Raw genomic sequence first — 16520 nt, 5'->3', positions numbered from 1 at the left:
GGGTCACGACGGGGTTCGGGTCGGGCGCGTTCGCTTCGAGTGTAAATCACACTCGTCCCGCCGCGGGGCGCTGCGGGTCGCCGGGGCCCTCCCCCTCCTGTGCGCTCACCCACGGGTGGACCCCTCGCACGTCCCGCTTCCGGCGGTGGCGGCGCCGGAGGCCAGCGGGGCCGGACGGTCCGGGTCCGGGACCGCCACGAGGGATCCCCCGACGGTCGGCGGAGCGGTCTCCGACGTGCCGGACGCGGCCGGTGAGCTGGGGCGGACCCGGGTTCCGGAGCCGGTCCCGGAACGGGTTCGGAAGCGGGGCCGGGGCCGGTCGGCGGCGCCGGCGGCACGGCCCTCGGCGGCGGTGGCGGGGAGTCGGGCCCCGCTCCGGCCGGAGCGGCCGGGTCCGGGGCCGTGAGCAGCGCCACGGCCGGGCCGATCGGAACCTGTTTTTGCGGGACCATCCTCATAGTCACAAAGAGTTACATTACAGAGGCCTATGTGACTATGCGTGATTTCGCCGTCGTGTCCCGTCTGCGCCCCCGTCACGGGGCGGCGGGACGGGGCGGCGGAACGGAGCCGGGACGGTGCGCGGTACGGCGGCGGTTGCCGCGGGCCCGGGACGCGGTGCGCGGTACGGCGGCGGGCCCGAGCCGGTGCGCGGGGCACGGAGACGGGCCCCGGCGGCGGGCGCCGCGGGCGAGGGAACCGCGGGCGGCGCGTGGACGGCGGAGCCGCCCGGGGCCACGCGTGGACGACCGGGGGCGGTACTGGCGCCCGTGCGGTGCGGATGGCGGCGCGGGCACTGCGGCCGGCGCGGGGAGCCGGTACGCGGCGGGGGTCGTCCACAGGCGCGGCCGAGGGGTTTCCCGGCCGCCCCGCGCGTGGTCCCCTGGAATCAGGGGGACCTCCGCGCGGGGCGGCACGGTCATGCCCTCCGGCCGCTCGGCCCGCGTCTCCTAGGCGCCGGCGACGCGCGCCTCCACGGCGCGCAGCGCCTCGTCGACCTTGGACGGGTCGCTGCCGCCGCCCTGCGCGATGTCCGGCTTGCCGCCGCCACCGCCGCCGAGCGCGCGTGCCGCGACGCCCACCAGGTCGCCCGCCTTGATGCCCGCCTTCTGCGCGGCCTTGTTGGTCGCGATCACCACGACCGGGCGGTCCTTGGGCACGGCGGTCATGGCCACGACCACCGGCTCCTCCTCGCCCAGGCGGCCGCGCACGTCCAGGACCAGCGTGCGCAGGTCGTCGCCGCTCGCGCCCTCGGGGGCGGAGGCCGCGACGACCAGCGCCGCCCCGTGGCGGCGGGCGCCCTCGGCGATGGACCCGGCCGCCTGGAGCACCTGGGCGGCCCGGAGCTTCTCGATCTCCTTCTCCGCGGCGCGCAGTCGGGAGACCATCGAGTCGATGCGCTCGGGCAGCTGCTCGCGCGGCGTCTTGAGCTGCTCGGACAGCTGGCCGACCAGCGCCGACTCCTTGGAAAGGCGCTTGAACGCGTCCACTCCCACCGCCGCCTCGACGCGGCGCACACCGGAGCCGATCGAGGACTCGCCGAGGAGCTTCACGATGCCGAGCCGGGCCGTGGAGGGGACGTGGGTGCCGCCGCACAGCTCGACGGAGTAGTCGCTCATCTCCACGACCCGCACGCGGTCGCCGTACTTCTCGCCGAACATGGCGAGCGCGCCCATCTTCAGCGCCTCCTCCAGGCTCTTCTCCTCGGTCCGCACCGCGATGTCGCCGGCCAGGACCGTGTTGACCTCCTCCTCGACCTCGGCCAGGCGGTCGCCGCCCAGCGCGGTGTCGGAGGTGAAGTCGAACCGCAGCTGGCCGGGCCGGTTCTCCGAACCGGCCTGGCCCGCCGACGGGCCGAGGGCGTTGCGCAGCGCGGAGTGGATGAGGTGGGTCGCCGAGTGGGAGCGCTCGATCGCGTGGCGGCGGCCCGTGTCGATGGTCGCGTGCACCACGTCGTCCAGGACGACCTCGCCGGAGCGGACCGTGCCGCGGTGCACGAACAGGCCCGGGATCGGCTTCTGCACGTCCTCGACGTCCACGACGCCGCGTCCGTCCACCGTCAGCGTGCCCGTGTCGGCGAGCTGGCCGCCGCTCTCGGCGTAGAACGGGGTGCGGTCCAGGACGATCTCGACCTTCTCCCCCGCGCGGGCCGCGGGCGCCGAGACCCCGCCGACGACGATGCCCTTGACGTGCGACTCGCTCTCGGCGTCGGAGTAGCCGAGGAAGTCGGTGGACCCGGCCCCCTCCAGGAGCTGCGCGTACAGCGAGATGTCGGCGTTGCCGAGCTTCTTCGCCTTCGCGTCCGCCTTGGCGGTGTCCTTCTGCTTCTGCATCAGCTCGCGGAAGGAGGCCTCGTCCACCGTCAGGCCCTGCTCGTCGGCCATCTCCAGCGTGAGGTCGATCGGGAAGCCGTAGGTGTCGTGGAGCTGGAAGGCGTCCGACCCGGAGAAGGTGGTGCCGCCCGCCTGGCGGGTGCGCTCGGCCGCCCGGCCGAACAGCGCGGTGCCCGCGCGCAGGGTGTCGGCGAAGTTCCTCTCCTCGGTGTCGATCACACCGTGGACGACGTCGGCCTTGTCGAGCAGGTCGGGGTAGATGTCCTTCATCGCGTCGATGCTGACCTCGGTCAGCTCGTGCAGGAGGAAGGCGTCGTCGCCCGACAGCAGGCGCAGGTTGCGGATGGAGCGGCGCAGGATGCGGCGCAGGACGTACCCGGCCTTCTCGTTGCCGGGCTTGACGCCGTCGGCGACGAGCATGACGGCGCTGCGCACGTGGTCGGCGACCACGCGGAGCATGACGTCCTGCTCGTGCTTGTCGCCGTAGCGCGTGCCGGTCAGCTCCGCCGCCCGGTGCAGGACGCGGCCCATGATGTCGGTCTCGTAGATGTTGTCGACGCCCTGGAGGACCGCCGCGAGGCGCTCGAGGCCCAGGCCGGTGTCGATGTTCTTCTTGGGCAGGTCGCCGAGGATCGGGAAGCCGGTCTTGTCGCCGCCCTCACCCCGCTCGTACTGCATGAAGACGAGGTTCCAGATCTCGATGTAGCGGTTCTCGTCCGCCTCGGGACCGCCCTCGGAGCCGAACTCGGGCCCCCGGTCGTAGAAGATCTCGGAGCACGGGCCGCAGGGTCCGGGGACCCCCATCGACCAGTAGTTCTCCTCCATCCCCATGCGCTGGATGCGCTCGGGGCGCACCCCGACCTTCTCGCGCCAGATCTGCTCGGCCTCGTCGTCGTCGAGGTAGACGGTCACCCACAGCTTCTCCGGGTCGATGCCGAAGCCGCCGTCCTCCACCGGGGTGGTGACGAGCTCCCACGCCAGCGGGATCGCCTGCTCCTTGAAGTAGGCCCCGAAGGAGAAGTTCCCGAGCATCTGGAAGAAGGTCGCGTGCCGGGAGGTCTTGCCGACCTCCTCGATGTCCTTGGTGCGGATGCACTTCTGGACGCTGGTGGCCGTGGCGTAGGGGGGCGTGCGCTGACCCAGGAAGAAGGGCTTGAACGGGACCATGCCTGCGGGGACCAGCAGCAGCGTGGGGTCTTCGGCGATGAGGCTTGCCGAGGGCACCACGGTGTGTCCGTTCTTCTCGAAGAAACTGAGGAAGCGGCGCGCGATCTCTGCCGTCTCCATTGATGCCCTCCTGTGCTCGGCTCCGCCGCCGGGGGCGACGGGTCGTCCCTGCGCGGGACCGTCTGACGCGTGGTCGGTGGTGGCCCATGGTAGGGGGACCCGCCGGCCGGCGCGCGTGGTTTACGGGTGGCCGCCGGGGACCCGTCCTGGTGACGACAACGGCGGCGGCCTGGTTGTTCCAAGGCTATCGCCGCTGACCACCGCCGGGCCCCGTGCTTCCCCGCGCCCGGGGCGGACCGCGTGGCAGGAGGGCCGCGACACGGGTCCGGTCCCGCGGACGGCGGTCACGGGGCCGGGCCGCTGCGCGAACGCGGGGCGGAGCGCGGCACCGGACCTATTCCCCGGGCTCCCCGGGGAGCTCCCGCGCCGGTCGGCGGCGGGACGCGGGCAGGGCACGCTCACGGGCGGGGGCGTACCGGCGGAGGAGTTCCTCCTCCTGTTCGCGGACGGCGTCCGCGAGGTCGTCGTTGAACTCGCGGAGGGCGCCCCGGTACTCGGTGACGCGGCCCTCCATCCGCTCGGCGATCCCGCCGGGGGTGAGCGAGCGCCTGGCGCGGTTGAGGCGGTGGACCGCGTAGCCGCCGATGGCGGCGCCCGCGGCGAGGTAGAACAGCTTGCCGATCACCGGTTCGCCTTCCTTCTGCGGCCCCGGACCACGGCCAGCGCCCGGCGCCGGCCGAGCACGCGGCGCACCCCGTAGGAGAGCGAGGCGACCCGCACCAGGGGGCCGGTGACCACCGAGCGGGTCAGTGCCGTCATGGTGGAGACGTCCTCCGAGGACGCCTGCACGTTGGCGGTGATCTCCTCGACCCGTTCGAGCGAGGTGTTGGTGCGCTCCACGGTGGACGCGACGTCGTCCAGGAGCGGCGGGGTGCGGTCCCCCAGGTCCGAGACGACCTTGGTCGCCTCGTTGATGAGCTTGATCAGTTTGACGAGCGCCACGCACATGAACGTGGCCAGCACCGCCCAGACCACCGCGGCGACGAGCGCGGCGACCTCTCCTCCGGTAAGCATGCGGGCTCCGTGAGCAGATAGAGGTGTACTTCAAGTGTGCGGCGGCCCCCTCGCTCGCGCGTCGGGGCTGGGGGGCCGGTGTGCGGGGGGCCGGTGACTGCGCCAGGTCGGGCCCCCGAGTGGTGAACCGGGCCTCCACGTACGGGCCGGGCCGGTTTCGGCCGACCCTATCGCGTCACGGAGGCGGGCGCGCGGGCGCGCCCCCGTGTCGTGTGGGGTGTCAGGGGTCACGTATCGCTCCTCACCCCTCCCGCGGTGGCCGGTGCAGGACGCGGGGATCGACGCGGGGGCGGCCCTGCCGGAGAATCACCGGGGGGCGGGAACTTCACTACGATGTCCGGACACTCGGCTTCCCGCCTGCCCCTGAAGCGTCGACAGGACACCCATGAGCCCTCGTTCTCCCCGAGAGATCTCCGTACTGGTACCGCCGGACCTCGCCCCCCTCTATCCGGACGACCCCTCGCGGATCGGCCCCTACCTCGTCCTCGGGCGGCTCGGCCAGGGGGCCACCGGAACCGTCTACGCGGCCGTCGACGTGGCGTCGTCCGCCGCCGGCGACCGGCTGGTCGCCGTGAAGGTGCTCAGGTCCCCCGAGTTGGACTCACCGGACGCCTACCCGGCCCTGGAGCGCCGCCTGCGCGCCCTGTCCAACGTGAATTCCAAGCGCGTCGTCGTGCCCTCGGCCTTCGACACCGACGCCAACCCGCCGTGGCTGGCCATGCCCTACCTGGCGGGCGAGCGGCTGTCACACTACGTCACGAAACGCGGCGGGCTCGGCACGGGCAAGCTCATCGCGCTGGCCACCGGTCTGGCCGAGGGCCTGTCCGTCCTGCACGCGCGGGGGGTGGCGCACGGGTCGCTGCGCCCCAGCGAGGTCCTGCTGGAGTCGCACGGTCCGCACATCATGGAGTGCGCCGTCGCCGCCTCCCCCGAGCGGATGCGCGGGCTGGGCGCGACCTGGCTGAGCCCCGAGCGGTTCCGGGGCGGTGAGGCCACGCCCGCGTCCGACGTGTTCGCCTGGGGGGCGGTCGTGGCGTTCGCCGGGACGGGGCGGCTGCCCTTCGGCCCCGGGGAGCCCGAGGAGATCGCCGAGCGCGCCGCGAACGGGGACTTCGACCTGGGCGGGCTCGCCCGGGGCCTCCAGCCCGTGGTGGGCAGGGCCCTGGCCCCCGACCCCGGCGGGCGCCCCGTTCTGCGCGAGGTCATCGGGGCGGTCATCGCGGTGTGGCACTCCGAGCACGGCGGCGAGGCCTCCCCCTCCGGGGGCGCCCCGGCGGGCCGTGACGACCTGGCGCGCATCCTGGAGCGCGAGTGGCACGCCGTGGAACCGCCCGCGCGGGTGCCGGAGGTGATCCGCCTGGAGGGGCGGATGTCCAACCGGCGCCCCACGAAGGCTCTGCTGGTCGCCGGGAGCGCGGTGATCGCGCTCGCGCTGGTCGGCGCCGGCGTGTGGGGGGTGTCCCGCCTGTTGGGCCCCTCGGACGGGGAGGCCCTCGTCGCGGACGCGTCGGAGGAGGACCCGGCGGCGGAGAGCCCGGCGGCCGACGAGGAGCCGCGGACCCTGGTGGTGCGGTTCGACCCGGCCGAGCAGGAGGACCTGGCGGAGGGGCCGTGGGTCTACACCCCGGTGGACCGGGACGACGAGCCGGTCCGCGGCCAGGGCATACCCAGCCACTCGGCGTGGGCGGAGCAGTGGGACGAGGCCGGCGACCCCGGGCAGGCGACGATCGCGCCCGAGGCCGAGGTGCTGTGCGCGAAGTTCTGCGCCGCCCCCGACCACGTGTTCCTCGACGAGGAGGGGCGCGGCACCTGGGAGCTGACCGGGAGCGACTTCGTCGACTACCTGTCGTGGGGCCCGGTCGTGATCGTGGAGGTGACCTTCGCCGGGGGGGAGCCGGACGGGGGGCCACGGGAGATCGTGCAGATCACGGAGTTGTACACCGACTAGACGGACCGGCCTGAGCGGTCGGGGACGCGGGAGGCCCGCGGCGCGCGCCGTGGGACCGGTGGGGCCGTCGCGGTGCGACCGCCCCGTGTGCGCCTCCTGCCGCCCGTTCCACCGGGTAGCGGGCGCCGGCCCTCCGGCCGGACGCGGGGGCGGTGGAAGCGCTCGTCCCCGCCGTCGGCCGGGCGGGGTCGGATCCCTTGCCCCCGGCCCTGCCGCACGGGGCCGGACGCGGGGGCGGGCCCGCCCCCTCTACCCCCCGCTCTTGAGCACTCCCCTGATGCGCTCGAGCACCTCGGAGAACCTGCGCTCCGCCCCGTGCCGGGTGGGCCTGTAGTACTCGCGCTCGGTGAGCCCCTCGGGGGCGTGCTGCTGGGGGGCCACCCCGCCGGGGAAGTCGTGGGCGTAGCGGTAGCCCTTGCCGTGGCCGAGTTCGGCCGCGCCCTTGTAGTGCCCGTCCCGCAGGTGCGGGGGCACCGGTCCGGCGCGGCCCGCCCGCACGTCGGCCATGGCCGCGTCGATCGCGCTGACGACGGCGTTGGACTTGGGCGCCAGGCTGATGTGGATGACGGCCTGGGCGAGGTTGATGCGCGCCTCGGGCATCCCGATGAGCTCCACCGCCTGGGCCGCCGCCACGGCCGTCTGGAGGGCGGTGGGATCGGCCATGCCGACGTCCTCGCTCGCGTGCACGACGATCCTGCGCGCGAGGAACCGCGGGTCCTCCCCCGCCTCGATCATCCGGGCGAGGTAGTGCAGGGCAGCGTCGGGGTCCGAGCCGCGCATGCTCTTGATGAACGCGCTGATGACGTCGTAGTGCTGGTCGCCGGAGCGGTCGTAGCGCACGGCGTGCCGGTCGACGGCCCGCTCGACGTCCTCGGCGGTGATGGTCACCGGTCCGGCGCCGGACCCCGCCGCGTCGGAGCCGTCCTCCGGGGAGGGCGCCCCCTCCCCGGCCGGGGGCCCGCCGGAGGGGGAGGGCCCGGCCACCAGGGCGGCCGCCTCCAGGTAGGTCAGGGAGCGGCGCCCGTCCCCGCCGGCCAGGCGGACGAGGTGGTCGGTGGCCTCGTCGGACATGGCGTACCGGCCGCCCAGACCGCGCTCGTCCGTCAGCGCCCGGTCCACCAGGGCGCGGATGTCGTCGTCGTCCAGCGACTCCAGGGAGAGCAGGAGGGAGCGGGACAGCAGCGGGCTGACCACGGAGAAGAAGGGGTTCTCGGTGGTCGCCCCGATGAAGCTCACCCACCGGTTCTCCACGGCGGGCAGGAGCGCGTCCTGCTGCGTCTTGTTGAACCGGTGGACCTCGTCGACGAACAGGAGGGTGCGCGTGCCGTGCATGCCCATCCGGCGCTTGGCCTCGTCCACGACCGCGCGTACGTCCTTCACCCCGGCGTTGACCGCCGACAGCTCCACGAACCGCCGCTTGGTGACCCTGCTGACGACCGTGGCCAGGGTGGTCTTGCCGGTTCCCGGCGGGCCCCACAGGAAGACGGACATGGGCGCGTCGTCCTCGACCAGGCGGCGCAGCGGACTGCCCCCGCCCAGGAGGTGGCGCTGGCCCACGACCTCGTCGAGGGTGCGCGGCCGCATGCGCACGGCGAGCGGTTCCTGCCCCTTGGCGGCTTCCGCCCCGGCATCGTCGAACAGTGTTTCGGACACCTGCCCAGGGTAGGGCTGGCCGGGGACCGTTCGGTCCGGCGGACGGGGCGTGCGCCCGGCGGCCGTGCCCGGGCGCTCAGGGCGCGGGCGTCGCGGAGGTGGTCGTCGCGGGGGCGTCCGGCGCGGGCTCCGCGGGGACGGGGGTCATCCGGGTGATGAGCAGGGCGATGTCGTCGCCGCGTCCGGCCGGGGCCATCTCGGCGATGACGTGCGCGGCCTCCCCGGGGTTCTCGTAGTGCGCGGCGAGGGCTTCGCCGACCTGGGCGAGGCCGTCGCCCATGGGGAGTTCCGAGCTCTCCACCAGGCCGTCGGAGCACAGCAGCAGCGTGCTGCCGGGCGGGAGCATGCGGGTGGTGACGGCGTACTCGGTGTCGGCGAGCACACCCAGGGGCGGGCCGGTCTCGGGCTCCCACAGCTCGTAGCCGCTCCCGGAGGCCAGGACGACGGGCGGCTGCCCGGCCCAGGCCGCCTGCATGACGCCGCTCTCGCGGTCGACCACCAGGTAGCCGCAGGTGGCGAAGACGATCTCGCCGGTCTCGGTGAGGAGCCGGTTGGTCTCCCCGAGGACGACCCCGGGGTCGGACTGGTTGGTGGCGTAGGCACGGAAGGCCACGCGGATCTGGCCCATGGCCGCGGCGGCCTCGACCCCGTGTCCCTGCACGTCGCCCACGAGCAGCCCGACCTTGTTGTCGGGGAGTTCGATGACGTCGTAGAAGTCGCCGCAGATCCGCCAGTCCGCCCGGGAGGGCAGGTACTTGGTGGCGATGTCCATGTCGGGGAAGCTCGCCACCTGGCGGGGCAGCATGCGGCGCTGGACGGCGTCGGCCAGTTCCAGTTCGGCCTGCTGGGCCTTGATGCGCTGGAGTGCCTGGCCGGCGAGCCCGGCGAAGGTGAGCATGAGCGCGCGCTCGTCGCGGCTGGCGTGGTGGGGGCGGTCCCAGACCATCTGCCAGACGCCGAGGGCGACCTTGCCGTCCCCGAAGATGGGCACGGTCGCCCAGGCCTGGCCGCGCACCTGGCGCATGAGCTCGACGGCCGCGGGGAAGCGGCTGATGATCTCCGCGCGGCTCTCGAAGAAGCGGGGCTGGCGGTCCTGGATGACCGCTCCCATGGGGAAGTCGGTGTCGTCGGCGCGGCGGCCGTCTATCTGGTCGATGTTGCCGCCCCGGGTGCGCGCGCCGGGCGACCCGCGCAGCACGCCGCCCTCGACGTACAGGGCGATGGCCTGGACCCCGCCGAAGATCGGCAGGAACTCCTCGCTGAGCAGGTCCATGACCTTGTCGACCGTGGTGGCCGAGACGAGCTTGGAGGACAGCTCGGTGACGAGGCGGCCGTGCTCGGCCTCGGTGCGGCGGCGGTCGGCGAGGCGGCGGACCAGCTGGACGTGCTCGGTGACGTCGTCGACGATGCCGACGAGCCGGTCGGGGTCTCCGGGGACGTAGCGGGCGCGCACGTGCAGCGAGCGCTCGTCCCCGAGCCGGTCGAAGACGCGGAAGCGCTGCTCGTAGTCGCGTCCGGTGAAGGAGGCGGACATGGCGTCGCGGACGCGGGCGATGTCGTCGGGGTGGACCCGTTCGAGGATGCGCTCGAGCTCCCGGTCGTTCCCGGCCAGGAGGGCGCCGAGCGGGGTGGGGCCGAAGAGCTCGCGCAGGCGGCCGCTGCCCAGTTCCAGGCTCCACAGCACGGAGTCGGAGTTGTCGGTGCGGAGTTCGCCCACGACCCGCAGGTCGGCCTCCTCGGTGGAGAGCACGTGCATCAGGACGACGACGCGGCGGTCCTCCCCCGCGGAACCCTCCCCGCCCGGCCCGGGGAGGGGGCGCAGTTCGACCTCGACCAGGCGGGACCCCTTGTCCGTGACGCCCAGGTGCAGGCGGGAGCGGCGGCCCCGGTTCCCGGCGGCCGCCTCGGCGTGGGCACGGGCGCCGCGCCGGACGTCGTCACCGTCGAGGAGGTCGTGCCACACCAGTCCGGCGAGGTCGGACTCCCCGCGTCCGAAGAGCTCGGTGAAGGCGTGGTTGGCGTGCAGGATCGCGCCGTCGGCCGTGGCCAGCACCATGGGCTCCGGGGCGTGGGAGAACGCCCCCGCGAGCGCGCTCTCGGAGCCGTCGCCTGAAGCGCGTTTTCCGTTCACGTATGACTCATCCTCATGTCGTCTCGGACGTCACACCCGCGTTCAGGCGCGGTCACCCCGGGAACGTTCCGATCGGCTCATTCTAGTGGCCGCGCCGGGGTCTGTTCCGGTGGTGGAGCTGGGCGGGCGGCACGGCCCGCGCCGCAGGGCACCGACGGGACCCGGTCGGGCACGGACCACCATGGTCCACCAGCGGAGGGGGGAGGGCGCAGGGTTCCACGCCCGTGGCCGCATTCGTCCGGACACGGGGCGTGAATCGTTACGCTCGTGTGACTCAATGGCGCAGAATGCACTCCGCCACCACTCCGTACGCGAAAGGGGACATCCCCACTGACACATCGTGTTCACTCCAGGACACGTGTGGATCGCGGTACGGGAAGGGTGATTCGCCCCCAACGGTAGGGGATGGCGGCCCCCGGCGCATCCGCGCCCGGGCGGAGGGGCCGGGTTCGGCCGCCTTCGGACCGAACGGCTACGCCCGATAGTCGACGAATATCTCCGTGTGACCGTTTAGGAAGGTTCAAAGTAGGCCTAATCCGGGCACCGAACATGAAGTGTGAAATTCTCCGACCCCCTGAGGACATGCCCATGTACCTGGTGCTCAAGCGTGCCGTGGCGACGTTCAGGATCAGCGGCACCGTCTGGGACTGGGACTGCCGACTGTGCGGCAGCAGCAACTCCGACGGCGACCACTCCTGCTGGAGCTGCGGGGGCAGGAAGCCGTAGCCGCTCCGTCCCCGGGGCCGACACACTCCCGGAACCGCGCCGGGGGCGGTGCGCGTCCACCGCGCACCGCCCCCGTCACAGGGTTCTCAGGCCCCCTCCGGACCTACTTCCGGCCGGCCCTGGCCTGCGCCTCGGCCTCCGGGTCCGCGTCCACCCCGGCCTCGGCCCGCTGGGCCCCGGTGATCGGGGTGGGCGCCCCGGTCAGCGGGTCGCCGCCCGAAGCGGTCTTCGGGAACGCGATGACCTCGCGGATGGTCGGCTGTCCGGCCAGGAGCATGATGATCCGGTCCCAGCCCACGGCCAGGCCGCCGTGCGGGGGCGGGCCGAACTTGAACGCCTCGAGCAGGAACCCGAACTTGGACTCCGCCTCGGCCTTGCTCAGGCCGATCGTGTCGAAGACGCGCTGCTGCATCTCGGCACGGTGGATACGGATGGACCCCGAGACGAGCTCGTAGCCGTTGAGCACCAGGTCGAAGGCCCGGGAGTTGGTGGTGCCCGGGTGCTCCTGGAAGTCGTCCTCGTCCTCGACGGCCGGAGCCGTGAAGGGGTGGTGCACCGGCTTCCAGGAGCCCTCCTCGTCGGCCTCCTCGAACAGCGGCATGTCGGTGATCCACAGGATCTCCCAGAGGGAGGTGTCGATCAGGTCGCACCGCTTGCCGATCTCCAGGCGCGCGGCGCCGAGCAGCTCCTGGCTCTCGGAGCGCTTGCCCGCCGCGAAGAAGACGGCGTCGCCGGGCGCCGCGCCGACCTCGGCGGCCAGGCCCTCGCGCTCGGTGTCGGACAGGTTCTTGGCGACCGGGCCCCCCAGGGTGCCGTCCTCCTGGACGAGCACGTAGGCCAGGCCCTTGGCGCCGCGCGAGCGGGCCCACTCCTGCCAGGCGTCCAGCTCCTTGCGGGTCTGGGACCCGCCGCCCGGCATGACCACGGCGCCCACGTAGGGGGCCTTGAAGACCCGGAACGGGGTGTCCGCGAAGTACTCGGTGACCTCGACCAGCTCCTGGCCGAACCGCAGGTCCGGCTTGTCGGAGCCGAACCGGTCCATGGCCTCGGCGAAGCGCATCCGGGGGAACCGCCCGGGCAGCTCGACGCCGCGCACCTCGCGCAGGAGGCGGGTGAACAGCTTCTCGCCGACGGCGAAGATGTCCTCCTCGTCGACGAAGCTCATCTCCAGGTCGATCTGGGTGAACTCCGGCTGGCGGTCGGCGCGCAGGTCCTCGTCGCGGAAGCAGCGGGTGAGCTGGTAGTAGCGCTCCATGCCGCCGACCATGAGCAGCTGCTTGAACAGCTGCGGGGACTGCGGCAGGGCGTACCAGTGGCCCGGCTGGAGGCGGACGGGGACCAGGAAGTCGCGGGCGCCCTCGGGGGTGGAGCGGGTCATGTACGGCGTCTCGACGTACACGAAGCCGAGGTCGCGCATGACGTCGTGGGCGACGTAGGTGGCCTTGGAGCGCAGGCGCAGGTTCTCCGCCATCTCCTGGCGCCGGATGTCCAGGTACCGGTAGCGCAGGCGGGTCTCCTCCGCCACGTCCGCGGCGCTGTCCAGCTGGAAGGGCAGCGGGGCGGACTCGCTGAGCACCTCGATCTCGTCGGCGGCGACCTCGATCGCGCCGGTGGGGATCTCGGGGTTCTCGTTGCCCTCGGGCCGGACCCGGACCGTGCCGGTGACCTTGATGCAGTACTCCGCGCGGAGGTCGTGGGCCAGGTCGTCCTCGCGGACGACGACCTGGGCCACTCCGGAGGCTTCGCGCAGGTCGAGGAAGACCACTCCGCCGTGGTCGCGGCGGCGTGCCACCCAGCCGGCGAGGACAACGGTCGCGCCGGCGTGCTCGGCGCGCAACGCACCTGCCTCATGCGTGCGTATCAACGAACTTCTCCTTCAGCGTCTTGGTTCGTGTCCAGTGTGCCCGACCTGCGCTTTGGTACGGGCCGATCCTGTGCACACCGCCCGCGCGCACCCGGGCCCCGGGGCCGGGGACGGCGGTGTGGAAACCACCGGAACCCGCCTCAGGCGGGGCCGGTGCGGGTATCTCGTCCGTCGCGGGGCCGGGGGGGCGCGCTCGGGGCGTCGACGCCTCTGCGGTGTTCGGTGGTCATCACGTCGTTCCTGCGGGGTGGGTCGTCCGGGCGGGCTCAGCCGGCGATGTCGCGCAGGTACGGATTGGTGGCGCGCTCCCGCTCGACCGTGGTGGCGGGGCCGTGACCGGGCAGGACCTGGGTGCCGTCGGGCCGGGCCAGGACCGCGTCGGCGAGGCTGCGCAGCATGGCCTCGTGGTCCCCGCCGGGGAAGTCGGTGCGTCCGATGGACCCGGCGAAGACGAGGTCGCCGGCGAACATGACGGGGACCCCGTCCTCCGTGGTGACCGTGTAGACGACCGACCCGGGGGTGTGCCCGGGGGTGTGCTCCACCCCGACCTCCAGGCCGGCGAGGGACAGGGTGTCGCCCCCGGCCACCTCGACCAGGTCCGAGGGCTCGGCGTGGGGGCCCTCCCCCAGCAGGGAGGACAGCCGGGCGGCGAAGCCGGGGTCGACCCCGGCGGCGGGGTCGGTGAGCAGGTGGCGGTCCCGGGCGTGCACGTGGACCGGCACGCCGTGGCGCCCGCCGAGTTCGGCGGCCGACCACACGTGGTCGAAGTGCCCGTGCGTGAGCAGGACCGCGACGGGCGTCAGGCCGTGCTCCGACAGCACCTTCTCGACCTGTTCGGCCGCCTCCTGCCCGGGGTCGACGACGATGCAGTCGCCGCCGGGGGCCGGTGCCAGCACGTAGCAGTTCGCGGCGAGGGGCCCGGTGGGAAGTGCGGCGATGAGCACGGCGGATGTCGTCCTGTCCTCGGTCGGGTGCGCGGTCGGAGGGGCGGGCCCGCGGTTCGGAACGCGCGAACCCTCAGGTGCAGAGCCTACCGAGGCACGGGAGGAGGGGCGACCCGTCGGGCACCTCGGCGAAAGCGTTTGATCACCATTCGATCACCGCGCGCGGCTCGCCTCTTTGCCAAACCGCGTGGTAATGCCATATTGGTCACCGTCGTCGTGTGCGCCGAGGCCCCGACCTGCGCCTCTTCCGGGCGGGTGCGCGGCCCGGAGGGACACACGGGGACGCGCGGACACGCATGATCTGCGCCGATGTGAATCACGGCGCGTCGCCGCCCGTCGAATCGTATGGATATCGTGCTGAGCACGGTGGTTCCCATCACGACGCGGCGCGCGAGCGGCGCGACGACCCGAGCCCGCCCCACGGCGGGGCTCATGACAGCAGGAGGACACGGTGACCACGGACCCTTGGGGCCGCGTAGACGACGACGGCACGGTCTACGTCCGCACGAGCGAAGGTGAGCGGGTCGTCGGATCGTGGCAGGCGGGGGCGCCGGAGGAGGCTCTGGCGTTCTTCCGACGCAAGTACGACGCCCTGGTCACCGAGGTGGAGCTGTTGGAGAAGCGGCTCCGCAGCACGGACCTGTCCGCCGCCGCCGCGATGTCGAACATCGACAAGCTGCGCTCCGCCGTCACCGATGCGAACGCCGTCGGCGACCTGGAGTCGCTGGGCAGGCGGCTGGACGCCCTCTCCGGCCGCGCCGAGGAGCGCAAGGTCGAGCAGAAGCAGGCGCAGGAGCAGGCCCGCGGGCAGGCCCGGGAGACCAAGGAGCGCATCGTCGCCGAGGCCGAGCGGGTCGCGGCCGAGACGACGCACTGGAAGTCCGGCGGCGAGCGGATGCTGCAGCTCATCGAGGAGTGGAAGAAGGCCCCCCGGGCCGACCGTCCCACCGAGCAGGCGCTGTGGAAGCGGATGTCCGCCGCGCGCAACTCCTTCTCCAAGCGCCGCAAGACGTACTTCGCGAACCTGGACCAGGAGCGCGACTCCGTGCGCGTGGAGAAGGAGCGCATCGTCGCCGAGGCCGAGGCGCTGTCGGGCTCCGACGACTGGGGGCCCACGGCCCGCGCCTACCGCGACCTCATGCAGCAGTGGAAGAGGACCGGGCGCGCGGACAGAGCGAGCGAGGACAAACTGTGGACGCGCTTCAAGGCGGCCCAGGACCGCTTCTTCGACGCGCGCAACGCGACCTTCGCCGAGCGCGACGCGGAGCTGCGGGTCAACGCCGAGGCCAAGGAGCGGATCCTGGCCGAGGCCGAGGCGGAGATCCCGGGGATCTCCGACCCGCGCCGGGCCCGTGCCCGCCTGCGCGACTTCCAGGAGGCGTGGGAGGAGGCCGGTGAGCTGCCCCGCGACGTGCGCGACCAGCTCGAGGGCGCCTTCCGCCGGATCGAGGACGGTGTGCGCCGGGCCGAGGACGCCGAGTGGGAGCGGAGCAACCCGGAGGCGATCGCCCGCGCCAGGGACACGGTGTCCCAGCTGGCGGCGGCGATCACCGACCTGGAGGCCAAGCTGGAGAAGGCCAGGGAGCGGGGCGACGACCGCCGCGTCAAGGAGCACGAGGACGCCCTGGAGGCGCGCCGCTCGTGGCTGGCCGAGGCGGAGAAGGCCCTCGGCGAGCTGAGCTGAGCAGGCCGGGCCACAGCGTGCGCAAGGGCCGCGCCCCGCGGGGCGCGGCCCTTGCGCGTGTGCGCCCGGTACGGCGCGTCCCGTCCGGACCGCTAGCGGTGCGCGTCCAGCTCGTAGACGTCGGCGCCGTCCGTGAGCGTCCTGACGTTCGCGGCGGGCTCCGGTGCGGGGCCGCCGGGCAGGTGCGGGAGCGGGTCGGACCGCCGGTCGCCCCGGTGGCGCGCGTAGCCGCCGACGCAGGCCGCGGAGGCGACCAGGAGGAGCAGCCCCGCGACCACCCAGACGAGGGGCACCGAGCCGTAGACCCTGTGCACGGCGGAGGAGCACGCGGCCAGTGCCGCCCCCGGCTCGGGCCGCAGGCACACGGTGGTGACGGGGTGCTCGCCGCCCTCCCGGACCCCGGTGATCTCCCCGGTGACCCGGAAGTCCGCCCGTTCGCCCGACGCCAGGTCGTGGGTCCACGTCACCTGCCCCTCCTCGACCCCGGCCCTGGTCCCGGCCGAGCCCGAGACGTAGCGCATCGTGGACGGCAGGAACTGGACGATCTCGGCGTCCGGGAGGTCCCCGGCGCCGGAGTTGCGCACCCGGATGGTGTACTCGACGTGGTCCCCGGGGCTCAGCCGCTCCTCGTCGGAGCGCGTCCCCAGGGACACGTGCAGGGTGTCCGCCCCCGGTACGGCCGCGTCGTCCGCCGACGGGCCCGGGCCGGGTGCGTGGTGGGCGCCGGGCAGGGCGATCATGGCCGCCAGGCCCAGTGCCGACATCGCCGTGGTCACGGCCATGGTGCTTCCTCCGCGTGCGAGCACAGAAAATTACCTTTCGTGCATATGTCATAACACGGAGTAGTTGTTTTGGCCGTACGCCATGCGGGAGGCGGGCGCGGACACACCGGGGGCGGGCGGCCGCTCGGGCCGCCCGCCCCCGGGGCGGGCTCCGTCC

11 protein-coding genes are annotated in these 16520 nt (G+C 73.5%); 3 read left to right on the top strand and 8 right to left on the bottom strand.

The window, feature by feature from the left end; genetic code table 11:
- Window positions 1-947: 947 nt before the first annotated feature.
- The 3 genes from alaS to OUQ99_RS08775 form a co-directional block, all read right to left on the bottom strand.
- Window positions 948-3617: an alanine--tRNA ligase gene (gene alaS, locus OUQ99_RS08785; RefSeq protein ID WP_267948930.1), complete on the bottom strand. Its 2670-nt coding sequence runs from the start codon at window positions 3615-3617 to the stop codon at window positions 948-950.
- 334 nt (window positions 3618-3951) lie between these two features.
- On the bottom strand, window positions 3952-4242 hold the full coding sequence (locus OUQ99_RS08780; RefSeq protein ID WP_267948929.1) for a hypothetical protein: 291 nt from the start codon (window positions 4240-4242) through the stop codon (window positions 3952-3954).
- Window positions 4239-4631, bottom strand: a complete 393-nt coding sequence (locus OUQ99_RS08775) for a DUF948 domain-containing protein (RefSeq protein ID WP_267948928.1) — start codon at window positions 4629-4631, stop codon at window positions 4239-4241. The genes OUQ99_RS08780 and OUQ99_RS08775 overlap by 4 nt, the downstream gene beginning before the upstream one ends.
- 385 nt (window positions 4632-5016) lie before the next feature.
- Between OUQ99_RS08775 and OUQ99_RS08770 the strand changes: the two genes are divergently transcribed.
- Entirely contained in the window at window positions 5017-6579 is a 1563-nt protein-coding gene (locus tag OUQ99_RS08770; RefSeq protein ID WP_267948927.1) for a serine/threonine protein kinase, read from the top strand.
- Between the two features lie 249 nt (window positions 6580-6828).
- On the opposite strand, the gene OUQ99_RS08765 is transcribed toward OUQ99_RS08770, so the two are convergent.
- Window positions 6829-8232 carry a replication-associated recombination protein A gene (locus OUQ99_RS08765; protein WP_267948926.1) on the bottom strand — a complete coding sequence of 468 codons (1404 nt, stop codon included), beginning with the start codon at window positions 8230-8232 and terminating at the stop codon, window positions 6829-6831.
- A 76-nt stretch (window positions 8233-8308) separates the two neighbouring features.
- Window positions 8309-10363, bottom strand: a complete 2055-nt coding sequence (locus OUQ99_RS08760; RefSeq protein WP_267948925.1) for a SpoIIE family protein phosphatase — start codon at window positions 10361-10363, stop codon at window positions 8309-8311.
- 582 nt (window positions 10364-10945) lie between these two features.
- On the opposite strand from OUQ99_RS08760, the gene OUQ99_RS08755 reads away from it, so the two are divergent.
- A complete protein-coding gene (locus OUQ99_RS08755) occupies window positions 10946-11089 on the top strand; it encodes a hypothetical protein (RefSeq protein WP_267948924.1) in 144 nt (47 codons plus the stop codon).
- Window positions 11090-11192: 103 nt separating this feature from the next.
- Here the strand turns inward: OUQ99_RS08755 and aspS are convergent, their stop codons facing one another.
- On the bottom strand, window positions 11193-12953 hold the full coding sequence (gene aspS, locus OUQ99_RS08750; protein WP_267948923.1) for an aspartate--tRNA ligase: 1761 nt from the start codon (window positions 12951-12953) through the stop codon (window positions 11193-11195).
- A 266-nt stretch (window positions 12954-13219) separates the two neighbouring features.
- Window positions 13220-13897, bottom strand: a complete 678-nt coding sequence (locus tag OUQ99_RS08745) for an MBL fold metallo-hydrolase (RefSeq protein WP_267948922.1) — start codon at window positions 13895-13897, stop codon at window positions 13220-13222.
- A gap of 451 nt (window positions 13898-14348) precedes the next feature.
- On the opposite strand from OUQ99_RS08745, the gene OUQ99_RS08740 reads away from it, so the two are divergent.
- Window positions 14349-15581, top strand: a complete 1233-nt coding sequence (locus OUQ99_RS08740) for a DUF349 domain-containing protein (protein WP_267948921.1) — start codon at window positions 14349-14351, stop codon at window positions 15579-15581.
- A gap of 92 nt (window positions 15582-15673) precedes the next feature.
- Here OUQ99_RS08740 and OUQ99_RS08735 read toward each other — a convergent pair whose 3' ends face one another.
- Window positions 15674-16363: a hypothetical protein gene (locus OUQ99_RS08735; RefSeq protein ID WP_267948920.1), complete on the bottom strand. Its 690-nt coding sequence runs from the start codon at window positions 16361-16363 to the stop codon at window positions 15674-15676.
- Window positions 16364-16520: the final 157 nt, after the last annotated feature.

It is taken from the genome of Streptomonospora nanhaiensis (assembly GCF_026642255.1).
GTDB lineage: Bacteria > Actinomycetota > Actinomycetes > Streptosporangiales > Streptosporangiaceae > Nocardiopsis > Nocardiopsis tropica.
This window is presented reverse-complemented; position numbering and strand designations above follow the sequence as displayed.